Below are 17,994 nucleotides of genomic sequence, written 5' to 3'. Positions count from 1 at the left end.
GGCAACACCCCCTTCAATAGGTATATGTGAACCCAATATTGCTAAAGGTTGATACCTTTAGAACTCCGAAATAAAAAACAGCAAAATTTGCCATATTCCTGCATATTATTCTACGTTGTCTGCAGCTTCTCCTGCAAAACTTATGAAATTTTTGTCATCCGGTTAATTCTTTGGCAGTTTTGGTTTCGAACCGCCTGTACTGGCGGCAGTTATCCTCTGCCCCCTGTTTTTCCCACGTCTCGAACCCTATTATACCGAAGGGTTGACCGGTAAGTCAATACATTTTAACCAAACTCTGCATCGGTAAAAAGTGGGTATCTATCCTTGTCATTTATATTCATACTTATTCGGGGGCATGATATATTTTTCAGGGGTCGCCGGAGAAAAATTTTAGGCAATCTGGCAAAAAATTTTTCCCTGGCCTCCTCAGGTTTCTCGGTGTCCTCTTTTGTAAAGGGTGGGTGGGGTGTCTTGGCTACCCCGGAGCTTTGTGCTGGAGAATGGTGGCAGGGTAGGAGGGTGTCTCCGCTACCTGGGAGCTTGGTGCTGCAAAACCTTGGTTGCAGCCACACTGCGGCTTTCGAGGCCGCTGCGCCGGTGAAACAATAAGTTGCGACTTGGCGGAGGGCAGACTCAAATCCTATTGGTTGCTCACTTCTTTCAGGTCCTCCAAAATTTGAGTGGCGACTCCCTTTAACGTACCCTCTATTTTGGCCGTGCGGTGAGTAGTCCAACAGGGTTAACGATATATGTAAGGTTCTCTTGTTGTAAGGCTAAAATAAGGTTATAATAAAAATACAGAACTGGAAGCAAGCGGGAGTTGTGATAAAGTGATTTAAACAAACTACTTGCAGTATTAACTCAATGCTATATCGATTCAAGGTATCCGGAGTACAAGGACAGAATTTCCGGTTTTGCAACACAGGAAAATTGCCGCAACTACCTGGAAAAAACAGGAGAGGTGTTAAAATGGTTAAAAGAAATGTTGAAGTAACAATTAACCGCTATTTAGCAGTTTTAAAAGCCAGGAATATCCCGATTGACAAGGCGATTTTGTTCGGGTCATATGCAACCGGTGTCGCTGATAATGATAGCGATATTGACCTGGCTCTTGTATCTCGTAATTTTGGTAAAGACTATTTCAACGAAGGAGTACGGCTTAAACTTTTAACAGTCGATATTGATCCGGATATTTCTCCTCGGCCATATTCATTGGATGATTACCGGAAGGCAAAAAGTGGGGAATTCCTTTTTGATGAAATTATCATAAAAGGGAAGGTAGTTTATGATAGTGGGGTATAAAAAACAGATGCAACCCACAGAGGTGCTTCATATGCCTATTGGTTGCTCACTTCTTTCAGGTCCTCCAAAACTTGAGTAGCGGCTCCCTTTAAGGTGCCCTCAATTTTGGCCGTGCGGTGAGTCAGCTTATCAATTTCCCCGCGCTGTATTTCCTTGCTCTCAAGAATAGCCCTGAGCATCTGCCCATGTTCCTCTCTCATCCCGTTAACAGCAATCTCCAGGTTCTCCAGTCGCCGGCCATGGTCTTTAATACAGTTCTCTATGTTGTCCAGCCTCCGGCCGTGGTGTTTAACCTCACCTTTTAAATCTTTAAGTTCAGCAAGTATCTCTTTTAAAATCTTTTCCACGTCTTTCCCCCCTGGAAATGAAATTTTCGACCTTGCAGTTCAACCTTTCTCTTTTAAAGTCTTTTCCAAGCCGTTCCATGTTTTCTTCGTTGTAATTTAATTATATCCTCGTATCTCTGCATTCACAAGAGAGAGAGGCAAATTTTCCCTTTCACTTTTCTCTGCGTTTTCTCTGTGGTGGGTGGGTGAAGGGTGGGTAGGGTGGCCCGGCTACCCCGGAGCTTTGTGCTGCAAAACCTTGCCAGGAAGGCAGCGTTCCCGAACTCGATGGCTCATGTTGCATTTCTTATAAGTCAGGCCGCCTCCCCTCCCGGGCACTCAACCTGCGTTGAGCGCCGGACTTCCCGGCGGCCTTCGCCATCTTCAAACATGCGGGAACTCCCTGCCTTCCTGCCTGCGGTTTTTGCGGGCGCAGTCGCTCCTTAACGGTAGCCTCAGCACCCCACCCACCCTTCCTTAGGTAAGGGGGAGTAAGAAGCCGTTGTCCGGTGGAACAACAAGTTGCGACTTGGCGGAGGGCAGGTAGACAGTGTTAACGACAGTGAGGGCTTGAAATCACTGTTTCCGGCATGGACGCCGGAAACCCGGCCATTGAGTCAGGATGACGATTTGGCCGGGTTCAGTGATTTCAACCGAACGGAGTTTACACTGTCTCTGCCCGCAGACTCGGAGCAACGGTTGTTCCACCGGCACAGCGGCATAAAATAAAAAATTTCAGCCTTATTATCGCTGAATAATTCCTCCCTGTCCTCGTCGTCATTCCGAATCTCCAGGAGGTCCTTGTATAAGCTGTCCCGGTCCTTCAGGCAACCCGCAACTTTTTTTATAACACCGGCCCGGTCAGGTCTTTTGTAAGGCTTGATAGTTACTTTTCCATCCCTGATGGAAAATTCTATATGGTCTCCTTCTTTTACCCCAAAAGTTTCAACTACATTCTTTGGTAATGAAACCACATAGCTGTTACCGCTCTTAAATACTCTTCTGATCTCCATTTATCCAAACCCCCATGTATAGACCATCTATACATATTATAGCGCTTTGAACAAAAAAATTAAACAACTAATTGGCTTTTCTGTTTAAAAGTTCGATAGCCAGGCGGGCGTTTTCCAGGGCAGCTTCTCTCAAGCCTCGGCTGAATTCAGCCAATTGCCCGGAAACGGCTTCCCTGTTCCGAAGTATATAGTCTATAAGCCTGATCAAAGTTTCACTGCTGACGGAATCAACGCTTCCCGCCGAAAAACAGCCAGGGCTTTGCAGGAACTTATCCACTTTGGGGTCATAGCTGATACCGATCACCGGGACACCTTGCACAGCCCCGAAAATTAGGGCGTGCAGCCGCATGGCAATAACCAGTTCCAGCTTTCCGGTCAGGGCCATTAACCGGTCGGGCCCCAGGCTCCTGTCAAGCAAAACAGATTTATTCCCCAGTCGTTTGTGCAATTCTTTTGCCGCCGGTAAATCAACAGGATAATGCATGGGAATAATAACCACCTGCCGGCCCAGGCTCAGCAGGTAACCGGCGGCTTCAGCAAGTGCGTTGAGTGAACTTTCATAGTTGGGCCACGGCCGGATGGCTATGCCTACGAGAGGCCCTTTCTTTAAATCAATGCCAAATCCGGCCAGAACCCTTTCGCCCGGCTCCGCTTCTCCGGCGCCGCCCAGGCCAAAAACGGGATCCGCCGTCACTTTGACGACAGGTTTCCGGACCCCGATCTCTTTCAGCAGTTCTGCCGATTCCCTGTCCCGCAATGTGATCAGGTCCACCTTGTTCACAATATGCTTAATCAGGGTGCGGCCCAACTTTTTATTGACCGGGCCTACCCCCTGGGCATAAAACATGACCGGCTTGCCCAAAGCCTTCGCAATAGCAACAATCCCCAGGTAATAGGGGATGGTCAGAGGGCCCGTCACATCCTGCAGCAGGCTGCCGCCGCCGCTTATCAACAGGTCCGTATTTCTGATGGCCGCCACTATTTCCCGCAGGTTGGTCCGGCTTACCGCAGCCACACCGAGGCTGCGGCCCGTTTTTTCCGGTTGTGCGGAAAGGACTGTGATGTGTATTTTATTATCACAACTGCGCAGGGCATCGACTATGGCTTTGAGCAATGCTTCATCCCCGACATTGTCATAACCATAGTAGCCGGAAATAACTACTTTCTTCATTATAAAAAATTCCTTTCCTATCTTAAATCTGCCTCAATTTCCCTCATTAAATACTGCAGTTCCTCTTCATCCACAATAAAATAACTGGCGCCGTGTATGTAACTGGGCTTCCCGGGGAGCTGGTGAAACTGCACATCTGCCGCCTTCATCGAATGAAAGTTTTCGGCCAGAGATAAAAGGTCTGCTACTGACATATCGGTTTTAACATTTTCCTTTAATTGTTCGATAATATCCGGCAGCTTCAATAATGTTCCCAGCCGCAAATGCTGTTCGATGAGCGCCTTTAAAAACTTCTGCTGCCGTTCGATACGCCCCAGGTCGCCCCTGCCGTCACTGCGGTACCGAACGTAGCCCAAAGCGTCATGCCCGTCCAGCACCTGCCGGCCTTTTTTCACGTCTATATCTTCTGGAGGGTAATACATCCTTTGTTCCACATCTATCTCTACTCCCCCCAGCAGGTCAATAATATTTGCAAAACCGGTGAAGTTGGTTTCCACGTAATTATGTATTTTGATACCTAATAAATTTTCTATGGTGCCTTTAACCAGCTTTATCCCGCCGTTTGAGTGGGCATGGTTAAGTTTTGTTTTATGTTTGAACCCCTCTATTTTTACCCGGGAATCCCGCGGCAGAGAAATAAAATGGGCCTTTTTCGTTTTTAGGTTAAGCATCGCCACAATTATCGTATCGGACCGGGAAGGTTCATTTTCCCTTTGATCTGTGCCCATAATCAGTATATTTTTGACCGGATCTGCCGGTTTAGCCAGGGCCTCCGGCCTTTTTTCAATACTGTCTCCGGCAAAAGTTTCCCCGATGCGCCACGCCAGAAAATCCCTGGCCCGGTCCCCGTAACTATACACTGAATAAACCCCAAGCCCTATAAAAGCAAAAACGAGAAACAGGCGGAACACCAGTCTCCTTTTGTTTAGCCGCCTGATTTTTAACCTTTCTACCCGGGTAGCGGCAGCGTAATACTCCTGATCAAATCGGTAAAAGTCCATGGTTATGTACTCCTTAAAGCAACAAAATATAACACATTTTTAATGAATTCGAGAATTTTTGGCCGTTTCCTGTTTCACTTTTTAAATTTCCCTCACTTCGGCCGCATCATTTTCTGGATATTTAGGAAAAAAAATTGGCTTCAGGTATACCTGAAACCAATCGACTGCTTTTAAAATGTCTCCATGGAGATTATTTTCTCCTGGCCGGGTCCAGGCTTAAGGCCAGGAAAACACAAACCTCTGCCCGGCTGACCTTGTTGGCGGGCCGGAAGGTACCGTCTTCATACCCTCTTGATATACCGTTATCGGCCACCCGCATTATTAAATCGTAAGCCCAATACCCCGGCTGCACATCGGAAAACCGGGCAGCCTTGTTCAGGCGTTCCAGATTAAATGCCCTGACCAGCATAGCCGCCATTTCGCCCCTGGTAACGCTGTCGTTCGGCCTGAATTTTCCGTCATTACCTGAAATAATACCGGCTTTTTGGGCCGCGGCTATATGACTGTAAGCCCAATGAGATGCCGGAACATCTGTAAACTCAGCTTTGACACCCGTCGTTGGCAGTTGCAGGGCATTAACTATCATTACCGCCAACTGGGCCCTGGTAGTTTGGCTGCCGGGGGCAAATTTACCGGCCCCCACGCCTTTGACAATGTTTTTGTTCACCATATAAGTAATGCTGTCATAGGCCCAATGGGTAGTCGGCACGTCGTCGAACTTAACGGCCCTTTGAGCTTTTAATGCGGCCACTTCCGCTTCCAACCTGCTGATTTCGTCACGCAGCGGCTGCAGCGCTTTTTCCACATAGCTCCTGGAAACCACGGGATTATTTACACTGCCCGGAGGAGCAGTGGCAGCCTGAACAAACTGCGCTGCCAAAAAACCTGCCAACAAGGGCAGTAAGACCAGATATTTAAGGCGGATCCTCAACATATCACTTCCTTTAGTCGCTTCTATTCCGGCAAAACGTCTGGTTAAACGTTCTTATTTCTTCTTGAGCTGCTCAACTTCTGCCTTTAAGTCATTTAACTGGTTCTGCAGTTTGTTCAGTTGGGCATCAACATAACTTTTCGTTACCAAAGGGTCGCTGGAAGAACCCGGCCCGCTGATAGCTGCGTTAACCGCGTTTCCCAAGACAAAACCTAGCACAGTCAATATAATTACGCTGGTGAGAATTATGATTTTCCCCTTATTCATTTTCCTACCTCCTTTGGTTAATTTTACATTCGGCAGCGCCCGGGCCAAATCCTGCCCTGGCTATAAAAAAAAACGAGCTAAATCGACTCGTCTCTATGTATTATTGATTGGTCAAGTCATATAAAATGTTCTGCCAGGTATCGGCGGCCACCAATTGGCGGCGTTTCCCTTCTGAACATATTTCACGCCCGGGCAGGGCTTGCTTGCGCATGTTGTTTATATCCATTTGTCTTGTATATTGCAGTAACTGTAGTACCTGTTGAACGGATATATCACTTTCCACGTGTTGTTTGAATACTTTGACGATAGCCGGAAATTTGACCAAAGTTATAGGTTTGATAGCCTGTTTGGCTACAGCACGCACAATTCTTTCGTCATTTGGCCGTAGCCCTTTGGCCGATTCTTCCAGGACCTTCGCCATGGCAATCCTTTCATTTCCTAACTGCAAAGGCCCAAGGATATCACTTATTTCATACAAAGCTTCATTGTTTATGTGTACATAATTATCTATCTCTGTTTCCAGACGGTTTTCTAACCGTTTAATCATGCCCACTTTTCCCTCGGCTGCATAAATATCCTGGAGAGTCTCCCCGTTTTCTCCCAGGACAGTACTGAGAGGTATCACTACCAAAGCCGGTCGTCTACTGGTTTTATTCAGGGTCATTATAGATACAACCTTTAAATTGGCCTTGTCCGTCCAGATGTATAAAATATTTATTGCGTTTAAAGCCTTATTCAGGTGGCGAAAGGATACATCTTCCTTAAGTGGCTCGGAAACCTGTTCAGGAGAAAATAGTTTCCCGTCATCATGGTTCAGTGTCTTAACCTTATTATTCTCTTTATCTGAGCCTGGCTTTCCGGGGTCCGGGCTCGTCCGTAACCAATGCCCGGGTAAAGGCTTTTTCTCTGTAACGGCGGCCCGTGACGATATCCTGGGTTCATAGCGCAACTTTTCATCTATGTAATAAACCGTTGTCGTGGCAACAAAGGCCAACAAGCCGATAATCACCAAAAGCCTGGTACACATTTGCCTGGTTCTGCCCATTTGAAACACTTTATATTTCCCCGCTTTCAGCTCATATTTGCAACAACCTCATATTAGTATTGGAAAAATGTAAAAAAAATATGCCGGTTCTCCCGGCATATTTTTTATCTTTTACTTTTACCTTCTTCTTTATCGTCCTTCGGCAGCCCCGCTAGCTGTTCGTAAATTACATCGCCCAGCCCGCCCGCTCCGTTCAGGGCTGTCTGAATGCTGACTTCCTGATCAAACATGCTTTGGAAAAGCTCTGTACCAAAGCTTTTCTCGCCAAAGATTTCTGTACTGGGCACGGTCTTGCGCATGGCTGAAAACATTTGGTATAAAAGCAGTGCTTCCAATTGCTGGGCGGCTTCCCTGATTTGTTTGTCGCCACCGGCCGACTGGGCCTTTTCCAGGACCTGGGCAAAATCCGGCCGTTCCGGTTCAGGCAGGGCCCGACGGCTATCCTTGATAGGAATTGAGGTAAGCAGGTTATTATCTATTCTCACCCTTTGTCACCTACCGCTTGAGTAGTTGATTGGCCATCCCCAGCATTTCATCTGAAGTCCTGATGGACCTGGAGCTCAATTCGTAGGCCCGGTTGGCAATGATCATGTTGACCATTTCTTCCGCCACCTCCACATTGGAGCCTTCCAATGCTGAACTCCTCAGTGTATAATCGGCTGGTCCCGCTACAGTGGCTGCGCCGGAATTCACCGATTCGGCATACATATTCGAGCCAATTTTATTTAACCCGGCTGGGTTGACAAACTTGACCAGCCGTAGCTTGCCCACCTGTACTGCAGCCGTAAGGTTACCCTCCTTGTCAAGGGTCACAGACCCATCGGCCAACCGGAGATAAACTTCCGGCACAATGGGGTACCCCTTCTCCGTAATCAGCCTGCCGTTCTTATCAACGCTGACCTGAGTTTCCTTGGTGTAAGCCACCTTCCCGTCGGGCAGTAAAACTTGAAAATAAAGGTCCCTTCCTTCCTTATTGTTCTGTTCTGCAGGCAAAGCCTTGCCGGACTCCCTGGTCGGCCGGAAATAACCGTCTTCTACTTTTTCCAGTTTATCTGCCGCCTCGAAAACAAATCCGGGTATTCTGCCCACTGCTTGTTGTTCCAAAATGGCTCCCGCGTTGTCTATCTTCAAAGATTGCGGGCTGTCAAAGGTCAGGGGGTTAAGGTTTTCATCAAGGACCTTGGACCCGTCAGCCGTTACCAGTGTTCCCTTTGCGTCCAGTTTAAAAGAGCCGTCCCTGGTATAAGCAAGGCTGCCGTCCGGGCGCCTTACTGCAAAGAAGGCATTCCCTTCAATGGCGAGGTCCAACGGGTTATCAGTCTGTTGAATTATGCCCTGTCCAAAGATAACCGGCGTACCCGCCGGCCGGACACCGTTACCCGTCTGGAATCCGGTGGGAATGATTTCTCCCCGCAAAGTCTTTTTGCCGGGAGCGCGCATTTCAGAATAAAGCAAGTCCTGAAACTCTACTCTGGACTTTTTATAGCCGGTAGTGTTCACGTTGGCCAGGTTATTGGCTATAGAGTCCATAGCCAACTGCTGGCCCAGCATACCGGAACTTGCTGACCATAACGCCTGTAACATTATTTATTCCTCCCGTAATTTCCCTTTGCCGCCTCAGTCGGTCAGCGGCAGGAGAGGCTTCCGCGCTGCGGTCCGGCCTCTTTAATTTTACCTGATACTACCCATCTTTTAAATCTTCTTAATTTCGCCTGTTCCTATCCATCTTAACTAATGACCTACTTAAACCTGGCAACGTCGTTGATTGCCTGGCCCAGGGTCTGGTCGTGGGCCTGAATCATCTTTTGGTTGGCCTCGTAAGCACGCATAATTGTAATCAGGTCAACCATTTCTTGCACGGGATTCACATTGGAGGTTTCCAGTGCCTTTTGCATGATCTGACCGTTAAAACCGGCCACAGGTTGTCCACCCGCAAAAAGGCTGTCACCCTGTTTCACCAACCGGTTGGGGTCATTAAAGGAAACAATTCGTAAAGTGTCAATTACCTGTCCATTGGCCGAAATGTTGCCCTGCTTGTCCACCACTATATCATTATTTCCTATACGGATGCGGCCCCTTTGGCCCAAGACATAATTGCCCTCGGAGGTAACAAGGTACCCTTCGCTGTCCAGAGTGAAAGCGCCGTTTCTGGTGTAGCGTTCTCCGGCGGGTGTTTGTATCACAAAGTATCCATCCCCGCTAATAGCCATATCCAGTGGGTTGGTAGTCTCTTTCAGTTGTCCCTGGGTATGTATGGTGATAACTTCATCAACAATGACTCCCGTCCCCAACCACCCAACTTTTTCAGGCTTTAACTGCGCCGGATTGTCCGGTTTTTCCATGCGCTGAATCAACATTTCGGGAAATGACTTAAACACGGCAGTATCCTTTTTGTAACCGGTAGTATTTACATTAGCCAGGTTATTAGCCGCCACATCGTTTCTGGCTGATTCCGCCAGCATACCGGCAGCCGACGTGTAGAGACCCCTGATCATTATCCTTCACCTCCTTTTTTGACCGGTTTATTATTTGGCTCACTAAAGCGCTTAATCTAAATTAAACCAGTGGTCCGAAATATTTAAACTACCTTTTTTGTACCACGGTTATTTACTGATAATACATTAATCATATTTAGGGCCTTTCCTGTCCCCAATGCTACGCAGGACAGGGGATCATCAGCCACATATACAGGCAGCCCCGTCTCCTTACTCAGCAAAGTATCCAGGCCGTTCAGCAGCGAGCCTCCTCCGGTCATACAAATACCTTTATTTATAATATCTGCGGAGAGTTCCGGAGGAGTTCTTTCCAGGACTTCCTTAACGGCGCTGACAACAGATTCGATAACTTCCTGCATTGCCTCGTAGGTCTGCTGGCTGGAAACTTTAACGGTCTTAGGCAAACCTGTAACCAGGTCCCTACCCCTGATATCCGTAACGGTATTTTCCGTTTTACCCTGCGGATAGGCAGTACCGACTGTCATCTTCAATTCTTCGGCCGTTCTCTCACCGATCATCAGGTTAAATTCCCTTCTGATATAGCGGACAATAGCCTCATCAAACTTGTCCCCACCTACCCTGAGGGACTCACTGGTTACTATTCCGCCCAGGGAGAGTACTGCAATATCAGTGGTACCTCCGCCAATATCTACAACCATGCTGCCGCTGGCTTCGGAAATCTCCAGGCCCGCACCCAAAGCTGCGGCAAGAGGTTCTTCGATCAGGTGGGCTTGTCTGGCTCCAGCCTGCAGCGCGGCCTGTCGAACAGCCCTTTCCTCCACCCCGGTTACACCGGACGGAATGCAGACCATAATCCGGGGGCGAAAGAAAAAACTCCGCCCACAGGCCTTATTTATAAAATATTTAAGCATTTTTTCCGTTACATCGTAGTCAGCTATTACACCTTCTCTAAGCGGCCGGGTTGCTACAATATTACCGGGCGTGCGGCCCAGCATTTTCCGGGCTTCTTCTCCGACAGCAATGATACGGCCCGTCAATTTATCCATGGCCACCACAGAGGGTTCCCGCAATACAATTCCTTTTCCTTTTACAAATACAAGAACGTTAGCCGTTCCTAAATCTACGCCAATATCTGTACCAAAGAAAAACATTTATTTAATTCCCCTTTCAAACGTAACTGAGTCTAGGTATAATAGCCCAAAGTGGTAATAATTACCCTGAAAATTATAATTCTACGTATTTAGGGGAATTCCTTTTTTTTCTTGTCTATTCCACCATTTCCTGATATTTTTTTCGGGTTGCTTCTCCACCGCGGAGATGACGCTCTGCTTTGTTAAACTCCAGTATTTCCCTTATCTTTTGCGCCAGCTTCTTATTTATCATCGGCAGCCTTTCCGTCATATCCTTATGTACGGTACTTTTGCTGACTCCAAATACAGCAGCAGCTTGCCTGACCGTTGCCTTTGTATCCATGATATAATTGCTTATATCAAGTACGCGTTTCCGAATATAATCTTGCATTAATCTACCTCCCCGCAATTTACTAATAAATATATATGCGGAGGAGTGTAATAAATGCCGAAAAAGTATGGTCTTCCGTTACTTTGGCACAAATTTCACAAGACTGCTGATTTGTGTTCCTTTATAGTAATAAGCAAGAATTTCCCGGTAGTTTTTCCCTGCTTTGGCCATGCCGTTGGCGCCGTATTGACACATGCCAACTCCATGTCCTTTGCCCTTAGTTGTAAATGTAACTTTGTCGCCTTTTATTTCCCACGAAAAGACAGATGATGCAAGACCTAATTTGGTCCGAAAGGCGTTGCCGGAAATAACTTCACTCCCTGATTTTACTGAAATTAGGCGTTTGTTTTTTGAATAGATCCCGTTTTTCAATAAAGGGATTATTGCTTCAACTTTACCGGGCAGGTTTAATAAGGCTGCGAACTCTTTTACCGAAACAGTAGTCTTATTAATTAATCCCGGTTTTGTGAGGTCGTCCCATTGGCACTTTACGGCCTGCAAATATGGTATGTCATATTTCCACACGTTTCCCGATTTTTCTGTTCCCGCCCCTCCGCAGGACCCGTGGTAAACAGGGTCAGCTAATTGGTTGTTATAGACGAGAACTTTTCCTTTTGTTTCCTGCACTGCTTTTTTTATTTTATAAATGTATAAAGGATACTTGAACATACCCCACTTCTTTTTTAATTCCTCACTGGAAAACCAGGCCTGACAGTGGGTTGGGCGGTCGCACAATTTGGCCCCCTGAGTACCTGGATGTAAATCCGGATCAACCATCAGCATTCTCCTGATTGTATACGTTCTTGCCGCAACAGCTTGCGCTTTTAAGGCTTCTGTTTCAAAATTTGCCGGCATTTCAGCGGCCACAACGCCGATGAGGTATTCTTCCAAAGGTATCGCCACCGTTTTTTTCCTGGCACTGATATAAACATTTACAGTTAAAGGTTTTCCTGCGTATTCATTGAGCAGCCCCCGCTCCATGTCGTGATTTGCCGCAGGCCAATTTATTACTGCCGGAATTAATACGGTAGCCAAAACAAACATAAATAATACTGCCCAAATCAGTTTTTTCATAGTCCCTCCCTTTTTTTGTCCATCTTATGTTTAAAAGTATGAAACAGGGCCGCTTCTTATGACCAAAAAAAAAAACATGGTCCAAAGACCATGTTTTTTTTGTTTTCTAAACTTCGTAGCCGGCTGCTTTGATACGGGCGATAGCCCTGCGTAAGGCCAGCTCAGCCCGAACGAGGTCTATATCGTGGGTCCGGCTGGCAAGTCTCTGTTCTGCTCTTTCTTTAGCCGCCCTGGCCCGTGCGACGTCAATTTCGTCGCCCCGCTCGGCTGTATCAGCCAGTACAACAAGTTTATTTTTGCTTACTTCCATAAAACCGCCACTAATAGCAAGTTTTATTTCTTTTTGATTTTGGATAACCTTCATAACCCCAATTTTGAGCGCTGCCACGATAGGGGCATGATTGGCCAGGATACCGAGATAACCCTCTTCTCCGGGAACGACAACGAATTCCACCTCTTCTGAAAAAACGATGCGCTCCGGAGTAACTATCTCAACTTTTACCTGCTTGTCGGCCATAATTACTCACTTCCCTCTAGCTCTTTGGCCCTCGCTACAACCTCATCGATAGTCCCTGCCATCAGGAATGCTCCTTCGGGAATTGAGTCGTGTTTTCCTTCGACAATTTCTTTAAACCCACGGATAGTTTCTTTTAATGGAACATATTTACCTGGTGTTCCGGTAAAGGTTTCCGCAACGAAGAAGGGCTGCGACAAGAATCTCTGAATCTTTCTGGCCCGAGCAACAATAAGTTTATCTTCATCGGACAATTCGTCCATACCGAGAATCGCGATGATGTCCTGCAATTCTTTATATCTCTGGAGAATGTTCTGGACATCACGGGCTACCCGGTAATGTTCTTCGCCAACAATTCTCGGGTCAAGTACCCGGGAAGTGGAATCAAGGGGGTCCACAGCCGGGTAAATACCCAACTCGGCTATTTGCCGGGAAAGAACCGTTGTAGCGTCCAGGTGGGCAAATGCTGTGGCCGGAGCGGGGTCGGTCAGGTCATCGGCAGGCACGTAAATGGCCTGAACCGATGTGATGGAACCCTTTTTAGTTGACGTAATACGCTCCTGCAACTGACCCATTTCTGTGGCCAGTGTCGGCTGGTAACCAACCGCAGACGGCATCCGGCCCAGTAGCGCAGAAACCTCAGAACCGGCCTGGGTGAAACGGAAAATGTTGTCGATAAAGAGAAGAACGTCCTGTCCCTCTTCATCACGGAAAAATTCGGCTACAGTCAAGCCGGTCAAAGCAACCCGAAGACGGGCGCCCGGCGGTTCATTCATCTGACCGAACACCATTGCCGTCTTGTCAATAACTCCACCGGCAATCATTTCATGGTAGAGGTCATTACCTTCGCGGGTACGCTCACCAACGCCGGCAAAAACGGAGAATCCGCCGTGCTCATAAGCAATGTTCCGGATAAGCTCCATAATTAATACGGTTTTTCCAACACCGGCGCCACCGAAGAGACCGATTTTACCACCCTTTGCGTAAGGAGCTAACAGGTCAACGACCTTTATACCCGTTTCCAGTATTTCTGTAGCGGTTTCTTGGTCTTCAAATGCAGGTGCGGGCCGGTGAATCGGATATCTGACATCTGACTCAATTGGCCCCTTATGGTCAATAGAATCCCCAAGGACGTTCATCAACCGGCCAAGAGCCGGACGTCCGACGGGAACGGTGATAGGTGCGCCGGTATCTATGGCCTTCATACCTCTGACAAGACCATCGGTTGAACTCATGGCAACACAACGACACATATTGTTACCGAGATGCTGCATGACTTCAAGAGTTACATTAATATCAACTGTAGATTTCTTTTCGTCCTGGTCAGCTGATCTAATGACAATGGCATTGTATATATTTGGCAGTTTACCGGGTTCGAACTCAATGTCTACGGCCGGTCCAACTACCTGTACTACTTTACCTACGTTCATGCCGCGTTTTCCCTCCTATTCTGGCAATTAATCCAGCGCGTTTGCTCCACCAACGATTTCGGAAATTTCCTTGGTGATGGCTGCTTGTCGCGCCCGGTTCAGGGACAAAGTAAGCTTGTCAATCATTTCTGTGGCGTTGTCTGTCGCCGAACCCATAGCCGTCATCCTGGCGCCGTGTTCACTGGCCTTAGCTTCCAGCAAGGCCCTATATACAGTTGTTTCCACATATTTGGGCAGTAATTCTCCCAACAATACATCCGGTGCCGGTTCATAAATATAATCCACCTGGCTCGTTCCTTCCTTTTCCTTCGGCGTTTCAACAGGAAGGAGCTTGATGGTTTTGGGCTTCTGGGTAATAGCAGAAACAAATTCTGTGAAGGTCAGGTAAACCTCGTCAACAACGCCTTTTACATAATAGTCCATTAGGGTCTGGGCAATGTCTTTAGCCGTTGCAAATGGGATATCTTCCCCCAGCCCGATAAACTCGGATTTGATATCAAATCCGCGCCGCCGGAAATAATCCCTTCCCTTTCTGCCGATCGTAATCAGGCTTGCGCCTTGCATATTATTTAAATCCCGGTGGGCCATCCTTATAATGTTGGCATTGTAACCGCCACACAGACCCCGGTCCGCGGTAATAAGGACGTACCCGATACTTTTAGGCTCTCTCACCTCTAAAAGGGGATGAGAAACTCCCGAATTTGCCGCCGCTAACCTTGCCAGCACTTCTTGTATTTTGCCGGCAAAGGGTCTGGCCGCAATAACCCGTTCCTGAGCGCGGCGCAATTTTGCAGCAGCGACCATTTTCATAGCCTTGGTTATCTGCTGGGTACTCTTAACACTCTTAATCCTGCGCCTGATATCTCGCGCACTTGCCATGTGGACATCTCACCACCTTTTTTCTATGGCCTTACCTTAAATATCCGGATAAAAACCGCATTAGTGTACAGACTATAGATTAGAACATTTTCTTGAACTCAACAACTGCTGCCTTCAGTTTTTCAATCAACTCATCGCTGAGTACTTGTTTTTCGCGGATTTCTTTGCCGATTTCAGGCTTACTGGAATGCATGAATTTCAGGAAGTCTTCTTCAAACTTGCCGATTCTATCAACTTCCAAATCGTCCAAATATCCGTTAACGGCAGTAAACAGAACCATAACCTGGTCTTCTACCGGCATTGGTTTATATTGATCCTGTTTCAGAATTGCCATCATCCGCTCACCACGGGTCAGACGAGCCTGGGTTGCTTTGTCCAGGTCAGATCCGAACTGCGCGAAGGCGGCTAATTCCCGGTACTGCGCCAGGTCGATCCTCAGACGACCGGCAACTTGTTTCATGGCCTTGATCTGAGCGGCGCCACCAACCCGGGATACGGACAGACCAACGTGGATAGCCGGGCGCTGGCCCGCATAGAACAGGTCAGACTCCAGGAAAATCTGTCCGTCGGTAATGGAAATAACGTTTGTCGGAATATAAGCCGAAACGTCGCCGGCCTGGGTTTCAATGACCGGCAGAGCCGTCAGGGAACCGCCGCCGAGTTCATCGTTCAGCTTGGAAGCCCGTTCGAGCAAACGGGAGTGCAGATAGAAAACATCGCCCGGATAAGCTTCGCGGCCCGGAGGACGGCGGAGCAACAGGGACATCTCCCGGTAAGCAGCAGCCTGTTTGGACAGGTCATCGTAAATTATCAGCACATGCTTACCCTGGAACATGAATTCCTCGCCCATTGCGCAGCCGGCATATGGAGCTATAAAGAGCATCGGCGCCGGTTCACTGGCTGTTGCGGAAACAACGATGGTGTAATCCATAGCGCCGTGTTCCTCTAAAGTCTTCACAACACCGGCCACTGTAGAAGCCTTTTGCCCTATGGCTACGTAAATACAAATTACGTCTGTATCCTTTTGGTTAATGATGGTGTCAACGGCTATAGCAGTTTTACCTGTCTGGCGGTCACCGATTATAAGTTCCCGCTGTCCACGGCCAATGGGAACCATGGAGTCAATAGCCTTAATACCGGTCTGTAACGGTTCATGAACGGATTTCCGTTCGATAACGCCCTCGGCCCGTTTCTCTACAGGACGGAACTTATCAGTGTTGATTGGACCTTTACCGTCAATCGGTTGACCCAGAGCATTTACAACCCTGCCTAATAAAGCATCACCTACAGGAACCTCGACGATCCGGCCTGTACGCTTAACGGGATCCCCCTCGCGAATCTGAGTATAAGGTCCTAAAATAACGCAACCGATATTGTCTTCTTCGAGGTTGAGGGCCATTCCGTAAATGCCACCGGGGAATTCCAGCATCTCACCCGCCACAGCCTCTTCAAGGCCATAAATACGGGCAATACCGTCTCCTACCTGAATAACTGTACCGACATCAGATATCTCGACCTCGGTGCGATAACGTTCGATTTGTTGTTTAATAATCGAACTGATTTCTTCCGGTCTCAATTTCATCTTAGTTCCTCACCCCTATCTCCTTGACTGAAATTTGCATCAGTTTTTCTTTTAATAGATCAAGTCTTCTAAGAATACTGCCGTCCATTACTTTGTCCCCGATGCGCACTACAACCCCACCAATCAGGTTGGGGTCTACTTCGTTGATGAGTTTGATGTTTTTGCAGGTCGCTTTGCTCAATTTTTCCTGAATAGCGGCTAAATCTTTATCACCGAGAGGTTGTGCCGACTTTATGTAGGCTTCGGCAATATTTTTCGCTTCGTTAGCGAAACCTACAAACTGTTTGTAAATCTCTTCTATGTAAGGAGCCCGGTACTTCTCGGCAATAACCGCCAAGAAATTTAAAGTAATTTCCGACACTTCCTGGGAAAAAATATTGCTAAGTATTTCTTTTTTTTCTTCCGGAGCCACCAGTTGATGGTCAAGAACCATCTTCAGCTCCGGGTTGCTGTTAATGGTCTCAATAACAAACCGAAGTTCTTCTTCAAGTTTGTCCAACTCATTTTTTTCCTGGGCAATAGCAAAAAAGGCCTGGGCATAGCGGCGGGCAACAGCATTCTCTAACATTTTAAACCGCCCACCTCTTGTACAAAGTCTTTCACCAATTTTTCATGGTCCTCAACACTTATAGCTTTACCCAGTACTTTTCCGGCCGCCATTACAGCTAGAGTTGCCACCTCGTCACGCAAGGCCGCAACAGCAGCATCCTTTTCCCTCGCAATCTCCTCCTGTGCTTTACGAATTGCCTTATTAGCTTCTTCCTGGGCATTGGCAACAATTTCTTTTTTCATCTCTTCGCCCAGTTGAGCAGCCTTGGCTATAATGTCCTGGGCCTCCTTTTTGGCCTCAGCAAGCCTGGTTTCATACTCCTTCCTCAGGGCTTCCGCCTCGGCTTTGGCTGTCTCTGCGCTGTTTATAGCGTCTTCTATGGATTTTTTACGGTCGTCCAGCATTTGCAGCATCGGCTTATACAACAGCTTGTTCAGGATAAAGAGCAGAATGAGGAAGTTGACTATTTGCCATACAAATTTCAGGGGCGCAAAACCCAAGCTTTCCAATAATGCCATATTGTACCAATTTACCCCCTCTCTATAACCTTAAAAACTTTGTTTTAGGCGAAAAGAGACCAAGGTTATACCTTCCCTGATCTCCTCGCCCTAGTCGATATAACAACCAACACTTAACCGTGTTTTCATTAACCAATCTTACCTACTAACATGAATGCGATTAACAGACCGTAAATAGTTAAGGTCTCCATAAATGCTAAGGCAATAAACAGCAATGTTCTAATTGTACCACTTACTTCCGGTTGACGGGCAATACTTTCAAAAGCCTTACCGGATGCAATACCCTGACCGATACCGGCTCCTATAGCGGCAACACCGACTGCAAATGCGGCGCCAAGGGCGATAAGACCGTGAACTGTTGTCATTTATTTTCCCCCCCTTCCATGTTGAAAAGTTAACTTAACAAATTTTGTT

The 17,994-nt window shown here is 47.4% G+C and carries 22 protein-coding genes; 2 read left to right on the top strand and 20 right to left on the bottom strand.

The genetic code is table 11. The annotated features are described in order from the left end of the window. The first annotated feature begins 871 nt into the window (after positions 1–871). Positions 872–994, top strand: a complete 123-nt coding sequence (locus ACSNJE_RS01210) for a hypothetical protein (protein WP_083779284.1) — start codon at positions 872–874, stop codon at positions 992–994. Beyond that, positions 970–1,302: a nucleotidyltransferase domain-containing protein gene (locus tag ACSNJE_RS01205; RefSeq protein ID WP_013121694.1), complete on the top strand. Its 333-nt coding sequence runs from the start codon at positions 970–972 to the stop codon at positions 1,300–1,302. Before ACSNJE_RS01210 ends, ACSNJE_RS01205 begins: the two co-directional genes overlap by 25 nt. A 35-nt stretch (positions 1,303–1,337) precedes the next feature. Here ACSNJE_RS01205 and ACSNJE_RS01200 read toward each other — a convergent pair whose 3' ends face one another. From ACSNJE_RS01200 to atpE, 20 genes are all read right to left on the bottom strand, one after another. Further along, positions 1,338–1,649: a hypothetical protein gene (locus ACSNJE_RS01200; RefSeq protein WP_495251770.1), complete on the bottom strand. Its 312-nt coding sequence runs from the start codon at positions 1,647–1,649 to the stop codon at positions 1,338–1,340. 596 nt (positions 1,650–2,245) lie between these two features. Further along, complete coding sequence (locus ACSNJE_RS01195; RefSeq protein ID WP_495251769.1) at positions 2,246–2,641, bottom strand: AbrB/MazE/SpoVT family DNA-binding domain-containing protein; 396 nt, start codon at positions 2,639–2,641, stop codon at positions 2,246–2,248. A 67-nt stretch (positions 2,642–2,708) separates the two neighbouring features. Then, positions 2,709–3,812: a polysaccharide pyruvyl transferase CsaB gene (gene csaB / locus ACSNJE_RS01190; protein ID WP_495251768.1), complete on the bottom strand. Its 1,104-nt coding sequence runs from the start codon at positions 3,810–3,812 to the stop codon at positions 2,709–2,711. A gap of 17 nt (positions 3,813–3,829) precedes the next feature. Continuing rightward, the gene (locus ACSNJE_RS01185) at positions 3,830–4,813 is read right to left on the bottom strand and encodes an LCP family protein (RefSeq protein ID WP_495251767.1); all 984 of its coding nucleotides are present in this window, start codon (positions 4,811–4,813) and stop codon (positions 3,830–3,832) included. Positions 4,814–5,003: 190 nt separating this feature from the next. Then, entirely contained in the window at positions 5,004–5,747 is a 744-nt protein-coding gene (locus ACSNJE_RS01180; protein WP_495251766.1) for an S-layer homology domain-containing protein, read from the bottom strand. A gap of 51 nt (positions 5,748–5,798) precedes the next feature. Continuing rightward, positions 5,799–6,011 carry a hypothetical protein gene (locus ACSNJE_RS01175; RefSeq protein WP_013121700.1) on the bottom strand — a complete coding sequence of 71 codons (213 nt, stop codon included), beginning with the start codon at positions 6,009–6,011 and terminating at the stop codon, positions 5,799–5,801. Between the two features lie 100 nt (positions 6,012–6,111). Next, on the bottom strand, positions 6,112–7,065 hold the full coding sequence (locus ACSNJE_RS01170) for an LCP family protein (protein WP_495251765.1): 954 nt from the start codon (positions 7,063–7,065) through the stop codon (positions 6,112–6,114). Positions 7,066–7,160: 95 nt separating this feature from the next. Next, complete coding sequence (locus tag ACSNJE_RS01165) at positions 7,161–7,541, bottom strand: rod-binding protein (protein WP_495251764.1); 381 nt, start codon at positions 7,539–7,541, stop codon at positions 7,161–7,163. A gap of 10 nt (positions 7,542–7,551) precedes the next feature. Then, positions 7,552–8,640, bottom strand: coding sequence for a flagellar hook-basal body protein (locus ACSNJE_RS01160; protein WP_013121703.1), 1,089 nt, complete (start codon positions 8,638–8,640; stop codon positions 7,552–7,554). A 155-nt stretch (positions 8,641–8,795) separates the two neighbouring features. Then, positions 8,796–9,551 (bottom strand): flagellar basal-body rod protein FlgF, encoded by a 756-nt coding sequence (gene flgF, locus ACSNJE_RS01155; RefSeq protein ID WP_052219002.1) that lies wholly within the window; start codon positions 9,549–9,551, stop codon positions 8,796–8,798. 83 nt (positions 9,552–9,634) lie between these two features. Next, on the bottom strand, positions 9,635–10,663 hold the full coding sequence (locus ACSNJE_RS01150) for a rod shape-determining protein (RefSeq protein WP_013121705.1): 1,029 nt from the start codon (positions 10,661–10,663) through the stop codon (positions 9,635–9,637). Between the two features lie 115 nt (positions 10,664–10,778). After that, positions 10,779–11,033 carry a sporulation transcriptional regulator SpoIIID gene (gene spoIIID, locus ACSNJE_RS01145; RefSeq protein WP_013121706.1) on the bottom strand — a complete coding sequence of 85 codons (255 nt, stop codon included), beginning with the start codon at positions 11,031–11,033 and terminating at the stop codon, positions 10,779–10,781. A 78-nt stretch (positions 11,034–11,111) separates the two neighbouring features. Continuing rightward, positions 11,112–12,107: a stage II sporulation protein D gene (gene spoIID, locus ACSNJE_RS01140; RefSeq protein WP_052219000.1), complete on the bottom strand. Its 996-nt coding sequence runs from the start codon at positions 12,105–12,107 to the stop codon at positions 11,112–11,114. 106 nt (positions 12,108–12,213) lie between these two features. Continuing rightward, the gene (locus ACSNJE_RS01135; protein ID WP_052218999.1) at positions 12,214–12,624 is read right to left on the bottom strand and encodes a F0F1 ATP synthase subunit epsilon; all 411 of its coding nucleotides are present in this window, start codon (positions 12,622–12,624) and stop codon (positions 12,214–12,216) included. A gap of 2 nt (positions 12,625–12,626) precedes the next feature. Then, positions 12,627–14,051: a F0F1 ATP synthase subunit beta gene (gene atpD / locus ACSNJE_RS01130; protein ID WP_013121709.1), complete on the bottom strand. Its 1,425-nt coding sequence runs from the start codon at positions 14,049–14,051 to the stop codon at positions 12,627–12,629. Between the two features lie 27 nt (positions 14,052–14,078). Next, complete coding sequence (atpG, locus tag ACSNJE_RS01125; protein WP_052218997.1) at positions 14,079–14,930, bottom strand: ATP synthase F1 subunit gamma; 852 nt, start codon at positions 14,928–14,930, stop codon at positions 14,079–14,081. A gap of 79 nt (positions 14,931–15,009) precedes the next feature. Beyond that, complete coding sequence (atpA, locus tag ACSNJE_RS01120; RefSeq protein WP_495251763.1) at positions 15,010–16,512, bottom strand: F0F1 ATP synthase subunit alpha; 1,503 nt, start codon at positions 16,510–16,512, stop codon at positions 15,010–15,012. Between the two features lies 1 nt (position 16,513). After that, positions 16,514–17,080 carry an ATP synthase F1 subunit delta gene (atpH, locus tag ACSNJE_RS01115; protein WP_495251762.1) on the bottom strand — a complete coding sequence of 189 codons (567 nt, stop codon included), beginning with the start codon at positions 17,078–17,080 and terminating at the stop codon, positions 16,514–16,516. Then, a complete protein-coding gene (gene atpF, locus ACSNJE_RS01110) occupies positions 17,074–17,580 on the bottom strand; it encodes a F0F1 ATP synthase subunit B (RefSeq protein ID WP_052218994.1) in 507 nt (168 codons plus the stop codon). The genes atpH and atpF overlap by 7 nt, the downstream gene beginning before the upstream one ends. A 128-nt stretch (positions 17,581–17,708) precedes the next feature. Further along, entirely contained in the window at positions 17,709–17,945 is a 237-nt protein-coding gene (atpE, locus tag ACSNJE_RS01105) for an ATP synthase F0 subunit C (RefSeq protein WP_013121714.1), read from the bottom strand. Positions 17,946–17,994 lie beyond the last annotated feature (49 nt).

Source organism: Thermincola sp. GK-1 (genome assembly GCF_059412445.1).
This window is presented reverse-complemented; position numbering and strand designations above follow the sequence as displayed.